The 20,328-nt window shown below is 65.7% G+C and carries 15 protein-coding genes; 3 read left to right on the top strand and 12 right to left on the bottom strand.

Annotation, left to right across the window (positions count from 1 at the left end; all coding sequences use genetic code 11):
* Positions 1 to 14: 14 nt before the first annotated feature.
* On the bottom strand, positions 15 to 998 hold the full coding sequence (locus HUK82_RS07200) for an MDR family oxidoreductase (protein ID WP_176613315.1): 984 nt from the start codon (positions 996 to 998) through the stop codon (positions 15 to 17).
* A gap of 65 nt (positions 999 to 1,063) precedes the next feature.
* Entirely contained in the window at positions 1,064 to 2,602 is a 1,539-nt protein-coding gene (locus tag HUK82_RS07195) for a glycosyltransferase family 39 protein (protein WP_176613314.1), read from the bottom strand.
* Between the two features lie 183 nt (positions 2,603 to 2,785).
* Between HUK82_RS07195 and HUK82_RS07190 the strand changes: the two genes are divergently transcribed.
* Together HUK82_RS07190 and HUK82_RS07185 are read left to right on the top strand one after the other, a co-directional pair.
* Positions 2,786 to 3,550 carry an aspartyl/asparaginyl beta-hydroxylase domain-containing protein gene (locus tag HUK82_RS07190; RefSeq protein WP_264802012.1) on the top strand — a complete coding sequence of 255 codons (765 nt, stop codon included), beginning with the start codon at positions 2,786 to 2,788 and terminating at the stop codon, positions 3,548 to 3,550.
* Between the two features lie 41 nt (positions 3,551 to 3,591).
* Positions 3,592 to 3,822 carry a hypothetical protein gene (locus HUK82_RS07185; protein WP_176613312.1) on the top strand — a complete coding sequence of 77 codons (231 nt, stop codon included), beginning with the start codon at positions 3,592 to 3,594 and terminating at the stop codon, positions 3,820 to 3,822.
* A 39-nt stretch (positions 3,823 to 3,861) separates the two neighbouring features.
* On the opposite strand, the gene HUK82_RS07180 is transcribed toward HUK82_RS07185, so the two are convergent.
* Complete coding sequence (locus HUK82_RS07180; protein WP_373318215.1) at positions 3,862 to 5,862, bottom strand: M1 family metallopeptidase; 2,001 nt, start codon at positions 5,860 to 5,862, stop codon at positions 3,862 to 3,864.
* Between the two features lie 182 nt (positions 5,863 to 6,044).
* The gene (locus HUK82_RS07175) at positions 6,045 to 7,151 is read right to left on the bottom strand and encodes an anhydro-N-acetylmuramic acid kinase (RefSeq protein WP_176613310.1); all 1,107 of its coding nucleotides are present in this window, start codon (positions 7,149 to 7,151) and stop codon (positions 6,045 to 6,047) included.
* Positions 7,152 to 7,241: 90 nt separating this feature from the next.
* Here HUK82_RS07175 and HUK82_RS07170 point away from each other — a divergent pair, with 90 nt between their 5' ends.
* Positions 7,242 to 9,332, top strand: a complete 2,091-nt coding sequence (locus HUK82_RS07170) for a beta-N-acetylhexosaminidase (protein ID WP_246495229.1) — start codon at positions 7,242 to 7,244, stop codon at positions 9,330 to 9,332.
* A gap of 36 nt (positions 9,333 to 9,368) precedes the next feature.
* Here HUK82_RS07170 and HUK82_RS07165 read toward each other — a convergent pair whose 3' ends face one another.
* The 8 genes from HUK82_RS07165 to HUK82_RS07130 form a co-directional block, all read right to left on the bottom strand.
* Positions 9,369 to 11,510, bottom strand: coding sequence for a TonB-dependent siderophore receptor (locus HUK82_RS07165; RefSeq protein ID WP_176613309.1), 2,142 nt, complete (start codon positions 11,508 to 11,510; stop codon positions 9,369 to 9,371).
* Positions 11,511 to 11,590: 80 nt separating this feature from the next.
* Positions 11,591 to 12,697, bottom strand: a complete 1,107-nt coding sequence (gene nagA / locus HUK82_RS07160) for an N-acetylglucosamine-6-phosphate deacetylase (protein ID WP_176613317.1) — start codon at positions 12,695 to 12,697, stop codon at positions 11,591 to 11,593.
* A gap of 73 nt (positions 12,698 to 12,770) precedes the next feature.
* Entirely contained in the window at positions 12,771 to 14,231 is a 1,461-nt protein-coding gene (locus tag HUK82_RS07155) for a hypothetical protein (protein WP_176613308.1), read from the bottom strand.
* A 71-nt stretch (positions 14,232 to 14,302) separates the two neighbouring features.
* Positions 14,303 to 16,498 carry a glucans biosynthesis glucosyltransferase MdoH gene (gene mdoH / locus HUK82_RS07150; protein WP_176613307.1) on the bottom strand — a complete coding sequence of 732 codons (2,196 nt, stop codon included), beginning with the start codon at positions 16,496 to 16,498 and terminating at the stop codon, positions 14,303 to 14,305.
* Positions 16,474 to 18,024, bottom strand: a complete 1,551-nt coding sequence (locus tag HUK82_RS07145) for a glucan biosynthesis protein (RefSeq protein WP_373318216.1) — start codon at positions 18,022 to 18,024, stop codon at positions 16,474 to 16,476. Before HUK82_RS07145 ends, mdoH begins: the two co-directional genes overlap by 25 nt.
* 67 nt (positions 18,025 to 18,091) lie before the next feature.
* Complete coding sequence (locus HUK82_RS07140) at positions 18,092 to 18,457, bottom strand: winged helix-turn-helix domain-containing protein (RefSeq protein ID WP_456304197.1); 366 nt, start codon at positions 18,455 to 18,457, stop codon at positions 18,092 to 18,094.
* Positions 18,458 to 18,459: 2 nt separating this feature from the next.
* On the bottom strand, positions 18,460 to 19,920 hold the full coding sequence (locus HUK82_RS07135; RefSeq protein ID WP_176613305.1) for a mannitol dehydrogenase family protein: 1,461 nt from the start codon (positions 19,918 to 19,920) through the stop codon (positions 18,460 to 18,462).
* A 139-nt stretch (positions 19,921 to 20,059) separates the two neighbouring features.
* A partial coding sequence (locus HUK82_RS07130; RefSeq protein WP_176613304.1) for a hypothetical protein occupies positions 20,060 to 20,328 on the bottom strand: 269 nt, incomplete at its 5' end.

Raw genomic sequence — 20,328 nt, 5'->3', positions numbered from 1 at the left:
CGCCGCCCAGCCGGTCACGCGGGCAACCGCACCACCACGCGCCAACGCAGCCGCCCCTCCAGCAGGTCGTGGGCCGCGGCGATCACGTCGGCGAACGCGACCTCGCTGGTCATGGCATCGAGCTGCGCGGGATCGAGTAGCGTCGCAAGGCGCGCCCAGACCCCCGCGCGCCGGGCCACAGGGCAGTGAACACTGTCGATCCCGGCGAGGGTAATGCCGCGCAGAATGAACGGCGCGACACTGGCGGGCAGATCCATTCCCCCCGCCAGCCCGCACGCCGCCACCACACCACCCGGACGAAGACGCGCGCACAGATTGGCCAGCACGTGGCCGCCGGCGACATCGATGGCCGCCGCCCATTCCTCCGCGGCCAGCGGCTTGCCGGGTTGTTCGTACTCCGCCCGCGCGACGATGCGCCGCGCGCCCAGACCGGTCAGGAACGATTCCTCGGCCGGACGGCCCGTCATGGCGGCCACGTCATAGCCAAGCCGCGCCAGCAGCATCACGGCGATGCTGCCGACCCCGCCCGAGGCGCCGCTGACCACGACCGGGCCGCTGGCGGGCGTGACGCCATGGGCCTCGAGCGCCTCCAGGCAGAGAAGGGCCGTAAAACCGGCCGTGCCGATCGCCATGGCCTGTCGCACCGACAACGGGGGCGGAATGGGGATCAACCAGTCATCGGGCACGCGGGCCTGCGTCGCCAGACCACCCCAGTACCGCTCCCCCAGACCGAACCCCGTGGCCAGAACGGCGCGGCCGTCCGCGCTACGCGTGCCGGCCAGATCGATGCCGGGCACCATGGGGAAACGCCGGACCACCGGCGCGCGCCCCGTGATCGCCAGCGCGTCCTTGTAATTCAGGCTCGACCACGCAACGCGCACCATGGCACCGTCCAGCGTGGCTTCGTCGTCTGCAACGGCCGTGTCGGGCAGGGTGGCGAACCGAGCGGTGGTCTGCCGCGCGCCTTGCTCCTTGTCGATCAGCAATGCCTCGATCATCGTCGTTCCTCCGCGCTTCGGTTGACAACCATGCACCGCGCGGCGGGCTCTGACACCCCGTGGTTTTATCGCAATGCCGCGAGGAACGAGGCGGGCGGGTGCATCACCTGTAAGGGTCGGTCCTCGGCCGTTCCGCGCAGCGCATAGACGACGATCGCGGCACGCCCGCTGCTCTGATAGCGAAAGACCGGCTGATAGGCGGCGTCCAGGACGGCGTACAGCGCCGCGCGGGCAGCAGGATTCTCGTCCGGATAGGAAGGCTCCCGCGTCATGACCCGTCGGGGACGACCGCGCATGATGCGCGCCACCTCCGCCGCCTGGTCGAGTCCGTCCGCCCGGTCCTCGATCCTTTGCTGAAGATGGCCGGGGAACGGATAGCGGGTCGGCAGGCAGGACCGGGTCGCGTCATAAAAGGCGGCCGGCCCGTCATAGACGAACACGCATCCCGGCTGCCCCCGGGCCGTGGCAGCCGCCGCGTCCAGCACCACCGCGTCGCCATCGTCGCGCGTCTGGCGCCACACGGCCTTCTGCCCCAGCACGACACCGACCACCAGCAATCCGCACACCCAGATCCGCCCCGTCCGGCGCCGCCAGAGCGGTGCCGCAAGGACCGCCAGCGGCGCGAACAGCGGAAGCGCATAGTGTCGGAACCAGGTGCCGAACACGGCCACCCCCGCCAGAGCCGCCAGAGCCCAGAGAACCAGCACCCGCGCGTCGGCGCGCGTGCCCAGTGGCCGTATGCGCAAAAGCGGCAACAGCACGAACGGGGCGAGCAGCGGCGCCACTACAGTCAAAAGCTTTACAAAACGGTGGTGGCGCGTTGCAGCCCTTTCGGTGCCCCGATGCAGGATGGATATCACGTTGGCGAACCACCATGCGTCACCCTGCCCCAGCGCCGCATAAACCGCGGCGGCGAACACGGTCGGCGCCAGCGCAACGGCTATCCAGAGCACGGCATCGACGTACAGCGCCGCCCATTTGCGCCCCGCACCCCGACTGATGACAAGAAACGCCACACCACAGAACACGCCTTCGAACACGATACTGGTCTTGATCTGAAGCCCGAGACCAAACAGCGCCATCGCGCCCGTGCCGACCGCCCGCAGATTGCCGCCCCGGGCAGCCGCCACGTCCTGCCCATGCAACAGCAGCCCGATCGCACACACCGTCAGCAGGTTGTAGAACACCGGCGTCTGCGCACTCGCACCCCCCGCCAGATCGAGCCACACCGGATAAAGCAACGCCGCCGCCAGCGCGCCAGCGGGGGGCGCAATCCGGCAGCCCAGACGAAACAGCCCAAGCGCGGTCAGCCAGACACACACCAGCGCCGCGCTCTGACTGGCGAGCACACCGTCACCGAACAGATGAAACCCGGCGAACAGGACGAACAGCCCCACGGGCTTGCGGTCCCAGATCGCCACATACGGCAACGCGCCGTGCAGCATCCGCCCCCCGACAAGCCGGTAGAACTGTTCATCCAGGTCGGCCAGCGGGTTGTCGAATGCCAGCCAGCGCACCATCAGCGTGATTACCGCCAGAACGTACGGCGCCGTGCGCGTCACGGACAACGGAAAGACGGAAGAACGCGCAGGCGTCGTCGGCATCGGGATCCTGTCGGGCTGGGAAAGAAAAGCGGCCGGAACATACGCGCATGATCGCGCGCTGCCCATGGTATGACGCCTTTGGTGCCCGCCACACGTGGGCGCAGGACATGCATGCTGTTGCAACCTGCTGGAGAGACACGGTTTATGGTATGTCAACCGCAGCGAACGACAGGAGAGGCCGCCGTGCTGAAGAGGCTGGAACGGATTCTGGGGGTCAGCGCGCCGCCGGGCAAGAAGAAGACGATCTACCATGTGACCAAGGGCGTGCGTGATACGCTCGACCGTTTCATCATGCGTCGCTCGCTCCTGCCCGACCTGGCTGTCTTCGGACCCGACACCTTCGGGTGGATGGAGCGGCTGGAGCAGAACTGGACCCGCATCCGGGACGAGGCCATCCGCATTCAGGCAACCGAAATCCCGTCGCTCGGGGATATCTCGCCCGATCACGGGCGGATCGCGGCCGACCGGCGGTGGCGGTCGTTCTTTCTGGAGGGCTACGGGTACCGACGCGACGAAAACCGCGCTCGCGTGCCGGTGACGTCCGCGTTGCTGGACGAGATTCCGGGGCTCGTGACCGCGACGTTCTCCGTTCTCGAAGCCGGCTGCCACATCCCGCGTCATCGCGGCATGACCAAGGGGATGCTGACCTATCACCTCGCGCTGAAAGTGCCGGCCGACCGCGAGCAGTGCTGGATCCAGATCGAGGACGGCGACACGCTGCGCGTGCTGCCATGGCAGGACGGGCACTCGTTGCTGTTCGACGACACATGCAACCATGAAGTGTTCAACAATACGCAGGACGACCGGTATGTGCTTCTGCTTCAGGTCAAGCGGCCATGCCGGGGCATGCCATCGATCCTGATGGACATTTTTTTCTTCGGGGTGCGCCATTCGCGTTTTGTGCAGGATATCCGCAAGCGCCTCGACGCACGGCCGGCCGCGGCCTGACCCGCGGCACATCCGCGCTGGCGGCGCTCGCCGGAAGGGCCATGGCCTGCGTCCCGTCCACCTGCGCCGCTTCGGAGCCGGGCGGCGGTGACAGGTATGGCCCCGTCGCGGCACCAGACGTCATCATCCCCGTCGGGTGGAAGAACGGCACCTACACCGGCGGCGCCTACAGCGACTATCAGGACCAGGTGGAACACGCGGGACGCCTGCTCGTCGCGGCATTGGTCTCCCGCGGGTCCGTCGATCGGGGCCCTGGACCCGATGCCCCGTGACCGATCCCCCCACGTTCCGCGCGGGGGGAGGGAAGCGCTTCAGTGCGCCGGGGGGGCGTCGGCGGGTTTGGCGGCCGTTACGGTAAAGCTGTTGTCCGAGCGCTCGATATCGGGGATCAGGTGGTCGGGGTCGACGACGACCTGCCGGACGGCCTTGCCGCCGGGCACCTGAAGAACCGTCTCGTTACGCATCAGCCACGTCTCGGTCGGCACGTTCAGCGTTACGGTCGAACCATCGGTGTAGGTCACCGCGACGCTGACGCGCAACGGCAGCCAGCCCTTGTTCACCAGTGTGATCTGCGCACCATGGGTGGGATCATTGTCGACGTAGCTCACGCCGCGCACGGCATAGTCCGGACCCCAGTTGTTGAAATACCAGCCGCGCCAGAACCAGGACAGATCCTCGCCCGCTTCGCTGTCCATCAGACGGAAAAAGTCCGACGGCGTTGGATGGCGATAGGCCCACTGCGCGGTGTAGCGGCGGAAAGCGCGGTCAAAACGCTCCGGCCCAAGGACCTGTTCACGCAGCAGGGTCAGCCCGTACGCTGCCTTGAAATAGGTCACCGGATGGCGATAGCGCTCCGTCACCAGATCGGAGGGCATCATCAGGTTCGGCGCGGCGGGATCGGTCAGCACGGCGACGATATCGTCCGACGGGTGTCCGGTCTGGGACGCGTATTCGGAGTCGTGCTTGGGTGCGAATTCGCCGTGGTTGAAATGCTGCGAGGCCTGCGCGTCGATGAATGTGTTGAAGCCTTCGTCCATGAAGGCGTGACGACGCTCGTTCGACCCCACGATCATCGGGAACCACCCGTGGCCCAATTCATGCGTCGTGAGCCAGAACAGCACGGGATCCTTGTCCGTCATCCCGTCGAACACGATGCCGGGATATTCCATCCCCGCCCCGTGACCACCCAGATTGACCGCGTTCGGCCACGGATAGGGATAAACCCGGTCGGAGAAGAATTCGATCGCGTGCTTCACGTAATCGGTCGAGCGGTCCCACTGATGCGGCCCCGCGCCCTCGACCGGATAGATCGACATGGCCAGACGCGCGACCGGCGGCTTGCCCGGCGCCGGAACAACCGGCGGCAGGTCGATCTTGGCGGCATCCCACAGGAACGCGGGCGATGCCCCGAACGCCACGTCACGCGTGTTGTTCATGCGGTAATGCCACGTCTTGGTACCCGTCTGCGCCAGATGGCTTTTCGGGTCAGTCACATCGGCAGCCGTGCGGATCATCACGTGCTGGTCGCTTTTCTCCGCCTGTGCCAATCGGTCACGCTCGACCTGTGTCAGAACGTCGGCTGGATTGAGCAGCGCGCCGGACCCGACCACGGTGAAATTCCACGGCACGGTCACGCTGTAATCGATGTCGCCGTAATCGAGATAGAATTCCTGCCCCAGATAGGGCGCGGTGTCCCAGCCCCGCAGATCATCATAAACGGCCATGCGCGGATAAAACTGCGCGATCTCGTAAATATCGCCGTTCTTCGATGGGGTGACGGCGGTGCGGCCGCCCCAGGGACCCGGAACCGTGTAATGCCATGCGATCTTCACCCGCACCTTTCCACCCTTGGCCGCCAGCGCCTGTGGAAGGACAAGCTGCATACGCGTGTCGGAGATCAGCGGCGTGAGAGGCACGTCCTTGCCGTCACTTTCGATCGACACGTTCTCGATCACATCGCCATCGGTGTGTTCGGCATGCCGCTCGGGATTAACGAAGTCGGCGCGCGCGTCGGCGCGATAGATGTTCTGGTCGAGCTGCAGCCACAGGACCGCCAGCGCGTCGGGGCTGTTGTTGGTGTAGGTGATCGTCTCCGTGCCGGAGAGAACCTTGTTGGTCGGGTCGATGGCGACCTTGATGTCGTAATCGGCACGATTGGTAAAATAGGCCGGTCCCGGCACGCCGCCGCCGCTGCGGGCCTGGTTGGGCTGGTCGGGATAGGCCAGGGGTGCGAAGATCCGTTGCGGATCGGGTGCAGGCAGATCAGCGGCACGCGACGTGTGCGCCAAACCGCCGACCGTCAGGCTGCTCAGGGCAAAACTGGCAAGCGGAGCAACCAGCCGGCGGGCGCCGCGCCGACAGCGGTAGGGATACGACAGATAGGGCAAGACCACGGTCCTCGGAACAGAGATGAGCCACGGGCGGCGGCCGCCCGCATCGTTCATGCGGCGAAGGCTAAAACAGTTTTCCGGCCGTGGAAACAGGACCGATTACCCTACTCCACAGCCCGGGTCAGGCGCCCTCCGGTCGTCAACACAGGCACGCCGGTCGTTCCGGGGCCAGACAGAGGCAGTCCCCGCAGGCTGCGCACAGCCAGAAAGCCGAAACACTGCGCCTCCAGCGCATCGCCGTCCCAGCCCAACACCTCCACCGGCGCGACCGGCACCCCCAGCGCCCGCGCCAGACCATCCATCAGAACCGGATTGCGCCGGCCGCCGCCACAGACGAACCAGCGGCGCGGCGCCTTTGGCAAGGGCGTGGCGGCCACGGCGGCCACGGTGAACGCCGCCAGCGTCGCGGCACCATCCTCCGCCGACAGACCGGACACCTGGTCGAGCGCGCGGTGGAAACTCAGCCGGTCGAGTGACTTCGGCGGCGGCTGGCGAAAGAACGGATCGTCCAGCATCCGGGCGAGCAGGGCCGTATCGACCCGCCCCCGACGCGCCAGCGCGCCGTCCACGTCGCACGGCGTGCCGGTGTGGCGAAACGCCCAGTCGTCGAGCAGCGCGTTGCCCGGGCCGGTGTCGCACGCCTGTACCGCGCCGGCGGGGCCCAGCCACGTCACGTTGGCCACGCCGCCGATGTTCAGAATGGCGGTCGGCAACGGCTGATCGTGCAGAAGGGCAGCATGATAGAATGGCACCAGCGGCGCGCCCTGCCCGCCCGCCGCAACATCGGCGCTGCGAAAATCATGCACGACAGGCAGTCCCGTGCGCTGCGACAACGCAGCCGCGTCGCCGATCTGCCACGTCCGACGCCGGTGCGGGGCGTGCAGAATCGTCTGGCCATGAAACCCGATCAGCGCCGCTCCCTCGCCCCCCGGCATGGCACGCAGCGCGGCCACCGCCTCGGCATGGCGTTCGGTAAGGGCGCATTCAGCGTCGCGCAGCATCGGGTCGTCGACGGTCAGTTCGGCCGCGCGCTCCAGAACCTCGCGCAGCCGGGCCCGGAGTGCCGCCTCATACGGCAGGCTGATCGCGGGACCGAGATGGCTGACGGACACGCCGTCGGTCTCCACAAGGGCCGCATCGATACCGTCGAGGGACGTGCCACTCATCAGGCCGATGGCACGAACGGGGGAGAAGGGAGGGGGTGTCGTCATGCACGACCGACCATAAAGCCCCGCGCGGCGGTGACAAAGCCCGATCGCGCACGCATCATGGCCCCCGCGCGGCAAATGGACGGAGAGCACATGCGGGCGGCAACACTGGTTCTGGTTCTGGCACTGTCCGCCGGGGGGGCCGCGCACGCGGCCGAGCATCCGGCCCTGATGCCCATGCCGCGCTCGGTCGTCTGGCATGACGCCGCAATCGCCGCACCGCACGGTGTGACGATCGTCTGGGACGCGGAGCGGTCGCCGCTCCTGGATCAGGCCGGCCAACGCTTTCTGACCCGCCTTGTCGCCTTGGGCGGTTCCGCGCGCGACGGCGGCCCCCCGCTGACCGTCCATGTGACGACACGCCACGATCCGTCGTTCCTGACGCTGGCCGCACGCGAGCATTACACGCTCGATGTGCAACCCGGCGCCATCCGCATCGCCGCCGATGGCGAAACGGGCGTGCTGCGCGCGTTCGCGACACTGCTGCAGATGATCCAGCGCGGACCGGGTGGCGTGTCTTTCGCCGGCGCGTCGATCGACGATGCCCCACGCTTTGCCTGGCGCGGGTCGATGGTCGATTCCGCGCGGCACTTCATGCAGGTGGCAACCCTGAAACGGCATCTCGATGCAATGGAGATGACGAAACTCAATGTCCTGCACTGGCATCTGAGTGACGGCGCGGCGTTCCGCATCGAAAGCCTCCGCTTCCCGCGCCTGCAGGCCGTCGGCGGCCACGGTGAAGTCTACACCCGCGCCCAGATCCGCGACATCGTGGCCTACGCACGGGACCGCGGCATCCGCGTGGTCCCGGAGATCGACGTGCCGGGCCATACGCTGGCGATCCTGCAGGCCTACCCGGCGTTGGCCGCCCACACGCCCGACGACGCCGACGCGCGTCATGCCAACCTGCCGGCGATGGACCCCACCAATCCGGCTACTCTTACGTTCGTGACGCAGCTTTTCGCCGAAACCGAAAGCCTGTTTCCCGATCGGTACGTCCACGCCGGCGGGGACGAGGTCCAGCCGAAACAATGGACCGGCAACCCCGCGATCATGGCGTTCATGAAGGCGCATGGTCTGGCAACACCACAGGCCCTGCAGGCGACGTTCACCAACGCCGTCGCCGCGATGCTGTCACGTCAGGGCAAGATCATGATCGCCTGGGACGAGGTTTCCGAATCCCCTCTCCCCCGCGACGTCGTGGTGCAGGCATGGCGGTCGTCGAAGTTCGTGGCGTCCGCCACGGCGGCCGGGCACCCGGTGATCGTCTCCGCCGGCTACTACCTTGATCTTCTGCAACCCTCCGCCGACCTTTATGCCGTGGACCCGCTCGATCCACGCGCCAGCGGCCTCACGCAGGCGCAGGCCGATCGGATACGGGGTAAGATGGGCCCGCTGGTCGACGCCTTTACCCGCGACCCCACGGCGACCCTGTCGTCCGCGCAGGCGACGCTTGTTCTGGGGGGCGAGGCACCGCTCTGGGCGGAAATCGTCTCCGACGCCATGATGGAGTATCGGATGTGGCCGCGTATGGCCGCCTTGGCCGAACGCTTCTGGTCCCCCGCCACACAGGCCGACACGGCCGACATGCTCGACCGGCTGCCGGCGATAGAGGACACGTTGTGCCGCGCGGGTTTGCAGGCCGACGCAAACCATGCACGCGAGATCGCGCTTCTGTCACCCGACCGGCCGGACCCGATTCGTATCCTGGCCGATGCCACCAGCCCGGTGCGCTATTACGCCCACAACCTGCATCGCCCGGCCGGCCAGCCCGCCGTGCTGGACACCCTGGCCGACGTCGCCCAGCCCGACGCGCTGGCAGCCGTCCGGTTCAACCGTCTGGCCGTTGCCTATCGCGCGGGCGATCATGCACTCGCGCCCCAACTACGCGCACAGTTGACGCAGTGGCACGACAACGATGACGCGATCCGTGCCCTCGCCGCCAGCCATCCCGCCCTTCAAAACACCTTGATGGCATCGGCAGCGTTGCGCGACCTGGCTCAGGTCGGTCTCGACGCGCTGGCGGGACACGCGCCGACACCTCAGGCACACGCCCTGCTTGCACGGATGGACGCCGACCATGCGGCCTCGGCGAACATGAGTGCCAGCATGACCTCGGCCCAGCCGGCCGGTGACCTTCTGGTGGAAATCGCGCCCGGGATCCGTGCCCTCGCCGGACTCTGAGGGTACGCCCCCGCGCTTGACGGTCTCCGGTTCTTGTCAGAAGCGATAAGACAGGGTGACGAACGCTGCCCGCCCGGGAGCCCATGCGCAAGCTACCGAGCGGGTGCAGATCGCGACGTATTTCCGATCTGTGATATTGGTGCCGTTGAACTGTACACGCAGCTTGCGATAATCCGCGTGGGCTTCAAGATCCCACACAAGCTGGCTGGGCACGGCAAATGTCTCCGGTAACGAACCGGCCGTGTTACCGGTGTAGCGCACACCGCCCCCAAGACCGACGGTCCACGCCGGCGTCAGGCGGACGTCGCGCGCCAGGAACAGCGACGCCATATGCGATGGCACTACCACCGGACGCTGATTGAGTTGGGCCGCAACCGTTGTTTTCGTGATTCGCGGATCCTGCCATGTAAACGACGCGATGACGTCGACCTTGCCGGGAAGCCGTCCCAGCCCTTCGAGTTCCAGCCCCCGCGTCCTCTGGGCACCGGTCTGGATACTGTATGTCGAATCCACGGGATCCGTGGTCAGGACATTGGTTTCCGTCAATGTGAACACGTCGGCCGTCAGAAGAATATCGCTGCCCCATGCGGCGCTCTGCGGCGGCCGGTATTTCACACCGGCCTCCACCTGGCGTCCGCGGGTCGGCACGAAAGGCGCGTTCAGGCGCGTGACGCCGACTTGCGGCTGGAAAGACGTGGAATACGCGGCATACGGCGCCAGCCCGATGGCGGACTGATACAGCAGGCCGGCACGACCGGTGAAAGCATTGTTCTTCTGCGGCGTGCTGACGCCATTGATATTGTTGACCGTCAGGCTCTGCGTGAAGTCTCCCCGGCCCGACAGGGTTAGATGAAAGCGGTGCCAGTCGGCCTGCTCCTGCGCATAAACACCGGTCTGGGTCTCGGTCTCATTGCTGTTTGTCCGGTTTGCATACGTTGGCCATGTGACACGACGATAGACCGGCGCATAGAGATCAATTGACGGCGCGGCGCCTTGTCCGCGACGGGACGCAATAAAATCGCTGCGGAAATCGACACCGAACAGAATATCATGACCGACAGGGCCGGTATGAAATGTTACTTCGGACCGCGTGTCGAGGGTCACATTGTTGTAGTTTCCCGATTGCAGCAGGGCCTGTCGTGTCAATGTGCGCAGATTGGCCTGCAGGGCATTGGCCGTGACGAATCGATAGGCGAGATCGAGATGCGCGTAACGCATGTTCTGCGTGATCGTCCAGTTGGGCGTGATCTGGCGACGCAGCGCATAGCCGACTGCCGCCTGGCGCTTTGAATACACATCGAAATCCGCGTCGCTGCTGAGGAACGATCGCGCAATTCGACCGTACCGGGTGGCAAACACAGTGCCCTGCGCTGGCAGAAACTGTGCCGTCGAACCCGCATCAAGCTGCTCGAAACTGGCCAGAAACGTGACATCGGTCCGGCTGTCAGGCGCCCAGCGTACGGACGGCGCGACATAAATCTCGTTATTGAGAATATTCTTGGCGTAGGTATCCGATTTTCGGATCAAGCCATTGAACCGCCATAGCCATGTCCGGTCGCCGTCAAGCGCGCCGCCAATATCGGCGGCACCCTGCACGCGATTGTACGAACCGGTCTGGATCTGGACCTCGTCGTGCATATCAGCGCGCGGACGTTTGCTGACCGCATTGATGATGCCACCCAACTGCCCCGAACCATACAGGGCCGAGGTCGCGCCCCTCAGCACATCGATTTCCTCAAGCCCCCAGGGTTCGATGCTGAAGGACTGGGAGCTGGCGGCGTCGGGTGTACGCGTGCCATCGAGATAGATATCAGGCGAAAAGCCCCGTATCGTTCCGAAATACCCGCGCGGATCGTCCTTGGAGCCGTAGTCGGACACGCCCGAGGCGTAGCGCACCGCGTCCGACACGCTGCGGCTGTTCAGAAGCGCCAGGCGCCCCTGGGTAATGACCGTCACGTTCTGGGGGGTGTCTTCAATCGGCGTCGCGGTCTTCGTCGCCGCCGTCGTGATGCCGGCCAGAAGGTGCCGACGTGCCCCACGCACGTTCACCTCCTCGGTCGGAGGCTCGAGAAATGGTGTCGCATCCGTCGCGGCGGCGGACGGGTCGGCAGCGCGTGCGCCAGCATTGGGCGCCATCAAACCGCTCGACAACAGGACCAGCCATCCGATCCGCTTCATGACACGCTCCCCGACAGACGCGCAGGGAGTTACACGAAATGATAATAACTATCAATAGCAATACAAAGGAATGAGCGTGCTCAACCCCTGACACGCCGTCCGGCGACCCAGACTTCCACAACCGTCAATGATGCGTCGAGCACCACCAGATCGGCCCGCTTGCCCGGTGCGATCACACCACGATCAGTAAGGCCGAGATAGGAGGCCGCATTGGTGCTGACCAGTTCGGCCGCTTTGGCCAAAGGCGTCCCGTGCGCCACAGCATTGCGCAGGGCCTGATCCAGCGTCAGCACGCTTCCGGCCAACGTCCCATCGGGCAGACGCGCGACACCGTCGCGCACCATGACGGCCTGCCCACCCAGCGAGCTGGGTCCGTCGCCCTGCCCCGTGGCGCGCATGGCGTCGGTGATGAACAGCAGACGCCGGTCCAGCACGCGGTGCGCCATGCGAAACGTCGCCGGATGGACGTGATGGGTGTCGAAAATCATCTCGGCATAGCCGGCATCATGACAGAACAGGGCGGCGACCGGCCCCGGGCGTCGTCCTTCGATCGGGTTCATGGCATTGAACAGGTGCGTCAGGCCGACCGTGCCACCAGCCTCGCAGACACAACGCAACGCGCGCTCCGTCGTCTCAACGTCCGCGATCGTGTGCCCGAGACTGACCCGGACACCGGCCGCGGCAAAGCGGCGCATGGCGTCGTCGGCGTGCGGCAACTCCGGCGCAAGCGTGACCACGCGCACGACACCAGACGCGAGAACCTCGTCGATCCGATCGACGCTGGGGTCGAGCGCGAAGGGGGGCTGCGCACCCAACCGGTGAGGGCTGACGAAGGGACCCTCCAGATGCACGCCCGGAATCGAGGGGCCGTCGGGATCATCGGTGCCCATCACCTCGCTCACGGCGCGAAGGGCGCTCATCACGTCCGTCCAGGGGCGCGTGATGGTCGTTGGCAGAAGCGTCGTCGTGCCGTGGGCGAGGTGAAACGCCGCGACTGCGCGCACTGCGTCCGCACCGTCCATTACGTCCGCGCCGCCGCCGCCATGGACGTGGGTGTCGATAAAGCCGGGCAGGATAAAACGGTCCGGCGCGGGAGCCGCGGCGATCGACTGGATCAGGCCATCGCGACAGGTCACATGACCGTCGATCCATTTGCTTCCGGCCAGAATTCGTCCACTGATCTGCATCGCCGCCCCCTGTCGAGCGGAAGCCATAATCCGGCGCACCCGTGTCTGTCCATGTCGCGCCTCCGGCGCGTGGTCAGATCGCGCGCAACCCGCGCGTTCGCACCTGGACGGAGGTCAGGATGATCTGTGGACAGGATTCGCCGCGATACAGGCCGCCAGGACGCGCGATACCGATGGCGACCGAGTCGTGGAAGTTCTGAAACCGTATGGTGCAGCTGATCGTGTTCTCGTTCAGGCATTCGACCGTGGCGGCGGCGTAGAAGCCGCCGGGCCGCACATGTCCGTCAAAGCCGATACGGCAGACGTGCCAACCGCCCCACATATTGATGTAGAACAGGTTGTCCGGATCGCCGACATTCTGGACGACGGCGCTAAGTTCGACCTCGGCACAATTCAGGGCATCGTGCCGATAACGAATCAGGTGAAAGCGCTCTTCATCGCCCTCACCGATGATGATCCGGCCGTCGTCGTCCACCTCCGTCCATGCGCCGTCTTCATGGGCAGTCCAGTCGTCCGGGGCAATCGGCAGCACCTGCCACCCGGCCGAGGGCGGTACGCGCCCGGCGAGCAGGTCCGCGACCCACGCATCGGTGCGACGGAACAGCTCGCCGAACTGCTCCGACAGCGGCGTGCCGGTAAAAGGCATGGCGGGCAAATGCGCTACATGGTCATCGTCTGTCGATCGGATGATGCCGTCGCGCATGCAGGAGAACGACGGAAAGCCGGGCTCGAGCTGTCCCTCCTGGATTTTACGGGCAATCAGCATGTTGCAGACGGACTGTTCGGGGCAGAACCAGCGATAGCCATCATGCGCCAACCCGTCGGCGGGCGGACGGATAAAGCGTTCCTGAAGGCACAGCGCAAGCCATTCTGTCAGGAAGCGTCGTCCACCCTCCGTATTCCGACAGATAACGAAATTAACAATAAGGTTTGGAAATGCGCGCGTGAAGGGTGTATCGAGCCCGATCTCCGTAATCTGGTGGAGATTGGAGAACGAGGTCGCCATCAAATCGTGATTCGGGCATTCGCGGCCGACGAAAAAATCCCGCTGTCCGAGGCAGGTCTGGATGATGTGCGGGCAATTTTCGACAAAGCCGCGCAGTTCAGTATGTTTTTTTATATTCGTATCGATGTAGACGACGATGTCGTCTTCCTTGAGATCGCGCGTGGCATGGAGCATCACGAACGGTTTCCAAGCGGCCAGGCCCAGATTGCTCAGCCCTGGGTTGAAAAACAGGTGGCTCGCAAAGTCTCCTTCATGCGAACGCACCGTCTCGTATGCCCCGAGCTGACGTAGCCTCGCGGGTGTGTAGGCATCGTAGGTATAGCCGTGCGACGCAATGACATCGGAAAGAATAAGCGCCGGCTCCGACAGTGACAGACCACTGTCCCACGGATGCCCCTGACTATAGAAAAAGGTGAACTTGACCTGTCCGACCGGTAGTACGACCTGCGGGGGCTGAGCTGTCGAAACAGCCGGTTCCGACGTCAGGGGGCCGAAGATTTGAGACCAGCAGTCGAGCGGTTGGATCATGAAAGGCACTTCGGCTGATGACAGGAACTCCGTCAGCTATACCGATGCACCCCCAAAATGAAAAACATTTTCTATTTTATTGGGTTATTTTGACCCTGAATTTTGCGCTCATGATTTAATTTTAATAACGTGTCCAAGCTTGCACCACTCCCCAGAACGGCCGCCTTTTCCGCTCGGGTGAGGCGTTGGGCCGCCTCCTGCACCGACGACGCCTCCGCAAGCTTGACCTCGCCAACCAGAAGATTCGCGTCGATGGGATCGCCCGGGCGGCGTGGCGGGGGGATCATCGCCCTGTGGGCCGCGCGAAGCACCCCGTCGCGCGACAGGAGTGCCAACGCCTCCTCCGGCTCCGACAGGAACGCGTGCATGGCCATCTCCGCCTGCTCCGCCAGCACCAGAACCTCCGGCGGATCGGTCTCTTCGGGAATCAGCAGCAGGCCCGCCCGTCGCAGGGCCTGCCCCACGGCGCGGCTTGCGGTGCTGGCGGCCAGAGGTATGGCCAGCGCCAGCCCGACGAGAACCGGCGTCATCCACAAGAACAGCGACGACGACACGGCCCAGGCCGTCACCGCCAGCACCAGCCCCATCACCATGTAACGCCAGTACCCCCGCACGATATCGCCCAGCGGGACGCCGCCATCGTCGCGCCGCTGCGCGTTCCAGCCGGAGTCCTGCCCCAGCAGGATCGACAGCACGCCCGAGGTCTGGATCAGCATCGCGATCGGCGCGATCAGACCGCCGATCAGGGTTTCCACCACGACTGAGCCGATGGCCCGCGCCATGCCGCCGCACCCCCGGCGCGTGGCGCCGTCGAACAACAGCGTGATCAGCGCCAGCGCCTTGGGCGCCAGCAGGATGCCCATCGTGCCGATGAACACCAGCTTGGCCTGTACCGGATCGACGCGCGGCCAATGCGGATACAGGAGTTTCGTGTCGCCGAAATACTCGGGCCGGACGAAACGCGTCTGCAACGAGATCAGGATGCCTGCCAGCAGGAACACCAGCCACAAGGGTGACGTGACATACGACCCGATGCCCATCAGCATATGCAGCCGGCTGACCGGGTGCAGGCCGCGCGCACCCAGCACCTTGCCGTGCTGAAGATTGCCCTGACACCAGCGCCGGTCGCGAATGGCCACGTCGGTCAGCGACGGCGGGCTTTCCTCATACGAGCCTACCAGACCCGGCACCATATGAATTGCCCAGCCACCACGGCGCATCAACGCGGCTTCGACGAAATCATGGCTCAGGATCGCGCCGCCGAAGGGCTTGCGTCCGGGCAGATGCGGCAGCCCGGCCTGTTCGGCGAAGGCGCGGGTGCGGATGATCGCGTTGTGCCCCCAGTAATTCCCCTCCGACCCGTGCCACCACGCGATGCCGTGCGCGATCAGCGGCCCGTACACACGCCCGGCGAACTGCTGCATGCGCGCGAACAGCGTCGTGCCGTTGACGATCGCCGGCAGCGTCTGGATCAACGCGACGCCGGGGTGGCGCTCCATCGCATCGGTGATACGTACGATCGTCGCGCCATCCATGACGCTGTCGGCATCGAGGGTCAGCATATGCGGATAGGCCGCGCCGAAACGGCGCACCCATTCCATCAGGTTGCCCGATTTGCGCTCGATGTTCTTCGCACGGCGACGGTAGAAGATGCGCGCGCCTCCCCCCGTCTGTTCACGCAGGCTCAGGAAAGCGGCTTCTTCCTGCACCCAGATATCGGGGTTCGTGGTGTCTGACAGAATGAAAAAATGAAAGGCGTCGATCCGGCCGGCGCGCTCCAGACTGTCATAAATCGCGCGCAGCCCGGCCATCACGCGGCCCGGGTTTTCGTTGTAGGTCGGCATCAGGATCGCCGTGCGCGCCCGCAGCGCGGGCAGCGGACCGTCGCGCCGGATGCCCAGCCCCAGACCGCCGTGCCTGAGTACGGAGACGAAACCCGCCAGCGCGGACGTGAACGACAGCGCGATCCAGCAGAACAGGACCACGAACAATGCCAGCACGATCACGCCCAGCACGGACGTGCCGCTGGCATTGAGCACGAGGTTCATCTCATACCCGCCGAACGCGGTCAGCGCGAACGCCCCGCCGATCACGGCCAGCCGCCGCAGCGCCATCAAGGGCGGCTCGGTCACCGGGGTGGCGGGGCGCCCGTGGCGGTCGGGACGCGCCGAAAGCGACTGCGCCTCCATGCGCAGGGGCGCTTCATCCGGCAGGGCGGTGAAGGACACGGTGTCGACCGCAGCTACGCGTTCCAACGATACACCCATTGTTCGGAGACCGGGCCGGAATCATCGGCAAGCACGCACTGAAGATCGGCCGCCTTCGCGTCGCCGGGCACGAACTCGAACGTGCTGCGCCAGCCCTGGATGGACGGGTTCGGCTCTACCACCACATTGCGGATCGTGCCGGCCGACGCGTGCGGAATCAGATGGAAATGCGTGTCCGCCGGCTTGCTTGCGAGCGACCCGCCACTGAAATCGATGGCGAAGAACCGCGCGGCCTTGTCATCGGTAACGGAGCCGACATACGTGGCACCGATCCGCGCCAGCGGCGTCGGCTCGGGCGTGTCCCATCCCCAGAACATGCGATAGGTGAACGGATATTCCTGCCCTGGGCGCAGGCCGTCCTTCGGACGCCAGAACGAGACGATGTTGTCGTTCACCTCGTTGGGTGTCGGAATTTCGACCAGATCGACCGATCCGGGGCCCCAGTCGCCGATCGGCTCGATCCACAGGGACGGCCGCTTTTCATAATTCAGTGCCAGATCTTCAAAGTCGTGAAAGGAACGCTTGCGCTGCATCAGCCCGAACCCGCGCGGCGCGGTGTCGCTGAAGGCGGAGAAGCGCACATCGACCGGGTTGACCAATGGGCGCCAGAGCTGCTGGCCGCCGCCGGTCCAGATCTGCAGGCCTTCGCTGTCATGCGCGGCCGGGCGCCAGTCGTCGACGCGGGAATGATCGTTGCGATCGAAGTAGAACATGCCCGTCAGCGGCGCGACGCCCGACTCGCTGATCGTGGTGCGGGGATAGAGATAGGACTGGACGTCGAAGACGGTCATGTCGCCGGGACGGATGGTAAAGCGGAAGGCGCCGGTCACCGACGGGCTGTCCAGCAGTGCGTGAATGACGACCGAGGCGACGCCCGGCTGCGGCTTTTCCAGCCAGAAGGCGCGGAACAGCGCGAATTCCTCTCCACGCGGGTCGCCTGTGCCATCGGCAAAGCCACGCGCCGACAGGCCGTAATTCTGTCCCTTCGCGACCGCCCGGAAATAGGATGCCCCCAGAAAGACGCAGAACTCCTCCATCTGGCCGGGGGCGTTGATCGGCGCGCGCAACCGCAGGCCCGCGAAGCCGAGATCGTCCGTCACGCGCAGCTGCTGGTCGCCATATTCAAACAGATCGGGGTTGTAGGCGACGGGTGCGGATTGCCCGTCGCGCACCTCGTAAATGTCGATACGGGGGCGGTAGAGAAACCCGCGCGGAAAGAACTCCACGTCGAAGAACAGATTGTCGCCGTGCCACAGGGCCCGGTCGGCCCGATACGTGATCGAGCGATACTGGTCGAAGGTCAGCTTATCGACCTGCGTCGGCAAATCCTGCCGGGGCGCGCGATAGCCGCTGCGCGCCATCTGGCGGGCGATCTGGCGCACCGTGTCCTCGGTAAAGGCGCCCGTCGGCGGCGGAAGCGGGGCATCGGCGGCGGCGGCGGGACGGACGAGACCGCCCAGAAGCGGGCTGCCCAGCGCGGACAAGGCGGCAGTACCGGTCACAAGGTCACGACGTCGCAAGAACAGATTCCCTCTATGTGTGAAACGAAGGCGCGAAGAACCCCCAACGCCCCGCCTTTCCACAGGTTCTATGTCATTTTGAAGGTGAAAGCAGGGCCCCAATAGTGGCAAACGCGTCCCGCGCGCAGGCATCGGCCTGTTTTTCCAGAGCGCGATAGGCGGCGACGACCGCACGACCCGCTTCCGACAGGGTCGCACCGCCACCGCCGCCCGCCTTGGCCAGCACCAGCGGAGTGGCGAAGGCGGCGTTGGTCGCCTCCACCAGCAGCCACGCCCGGCGATAGGACATGCCCATCGCCCGCGCAGCGGCCGAAATCGAACCCGTGTCGCGCACATGTTCGAGCAGCCGTATCTTGCCGTGACCCAGCAGCGCGCGGCCATGAGCGTCCAGCCGCAGGGTCAGACGCAAGGCCGCGGCAGGATCATCCAGGTTGGCCACGTTCAGCGCGGCAGGTTGGCGCGAACGCCCTTGTCGCGGATCGATCGCCGCGCGGCCACGACCGCTTCGGTGATCTCCGGCGTCATCAGCGACCGCCAGCCGTCAAACGTCGGCAGCGCCAGCCCGGCGGACAGATCGTCATCCGAGGCCAGCGCGATCATCTTCGCATCCAGCGTCGGCTCGAACGGCGTGTAGCGGTCGCCGTTCTCGTCCACCCCGCGCAGCATCTCCAGGTACGCGGCCATGCCGAACACCAGCCGCGACAGGTCGTGGCCGCTGGTGATCGAGCGGCGCATCGTTTCGGTCCAGAACACCTGGATCTTGGAGCTGCCATCGCCGCAAACGCGCAGAAGCTGGTCGCCCATCGCCGCGTTCGAGAAGCGCTCCAGCACCGTGTTCTTGTAGGTCACCAGATCCACGCCTTCCGGCGCCTCGATCTGCGGAATGACATCGCGGTCGAGGAACGTGTCGATCAGCGCACGCAGGTCGTCGTCGGCCAGCGCCTTGTCCACCTCCCGATACCCCAGCAGCAATGCAGGGAAGCCGAGCAGGACGTGCGAAGCATTGAGCATGCGCACCTTGACGTGCTCATACCCGGTCACGTCGGAGACGAACTGCACACCGGCGTTCTCGAGCGGTGGCCGACCGGCGCAGAACCTGTCCTCCACCACCCACTGGGTGAACGTCTCGGCCACCAGCGGCTGCGCGTCGTCCAGTCCGCTGTGCGCGTTCAGGGCCGCGGCGATCTCGGGCGTGACCGTGGGCGTGATACGATCGACCATCGCGTTGGGGAAGGTCACGTTCTGCTCGATCCACGCCGCCAGATCGGCGTCCAGCACGCGGGCGAAACCGACGAACGCCGTCTTCGCCACGTCGCCGTTATGGCGCAGATTGTCGCACGACATGACGGTGAACGGCCCCGTGCCGGCGGCACGGCGACGGCGCAGGGCCTCGGCCACGAAGCCGAAAATCGTGCACGGTGTGCCGGGACTGGCCAGATCGGCTTTCACCGCGTCGTCGTCGACCCGGAACGTGCCGTCGCGTTCGTCGATGTTGTAGCCGCCCTCGGTGATCGTCATGGTCACGATCTTCACCGCCGGCGACGACAGGGCATCGAGCACCGCCTCCGGGTCGGCCGGGGCCAGACGATAGCCGGTCATCGCGCCGATGACGCTGACGCTCGACGCACCGTCAGCAGCGGTTTCGGTCAGCGAATACAGGCAGTCCTGTTCGGTGAAGCTGGCCGCCTTGGCCTCGGACCGCGCACCGGCGGTCAGGCCGACCCCCAGGATGCCCCACACGTTTGCCCCCGACTCGCCCAGAATCTTGTCGATGTAATATGCCTCGTGCGCTCGGAAGAAATTGCCGACGCCGAAATGCACGATGCCGGTGGTCAGCGTCGCGGGATCGTAGGACGGTCCACGGACGCCAGCGGGAAGCGAGGCCAGGGAAGTGCGGTTCATCGGAGTACTCCTGTCAGTCGGTCTAGGGCCTTGGAAGGCCGCGCAAGGCGACCTCTACGGGGCAGGGTCGTGGCTGGAACGGCTGGCCGCGGCCCGGGTTCGGTCATGGAGCGCCTGATGGCGCCCGGGTGCGTGCCTTTCACTCGGCTCGGGTGTTGGGTGACATAGCCTCCCCGCCCGGCCAGAGCACCTGCGCCGCGTGGCGCAGATCCTCGACCAGAAGCGAGAAGACAAAGCGCATCTCGGGCGAACTCGCCTGAACGCGGCGCGAGCCGTCCACCAGGAAATCGGGCGGCGGACGGGCCGTATCGCGTACGGGGCGGCCATGCGTGGCCTCCTCGTCGCAGCGCTCGCGCAGTGTGCGCAGGGCGCGGTCGAGCGTGTCGCGGACGGGCGCGATCTCGTGCG

The sequence above is a fragment of the Ameyamaea chiangmaiensis genome (assembly GCF_013376175.1).
Taxonomy (GTDB): domain Bacteria; phylum Pseudomonadota; class Alphaproteobacteria; order Acetobacterales; family Acetobacteraceae; genus Ameyamaea; species Ameyamaea chiangmaiensis.
The sequence above is the reverse complement of the archived record's forward strand: the minus strand, read 5'-3'. Positions and strand labels throughout refer to the sequence as shown.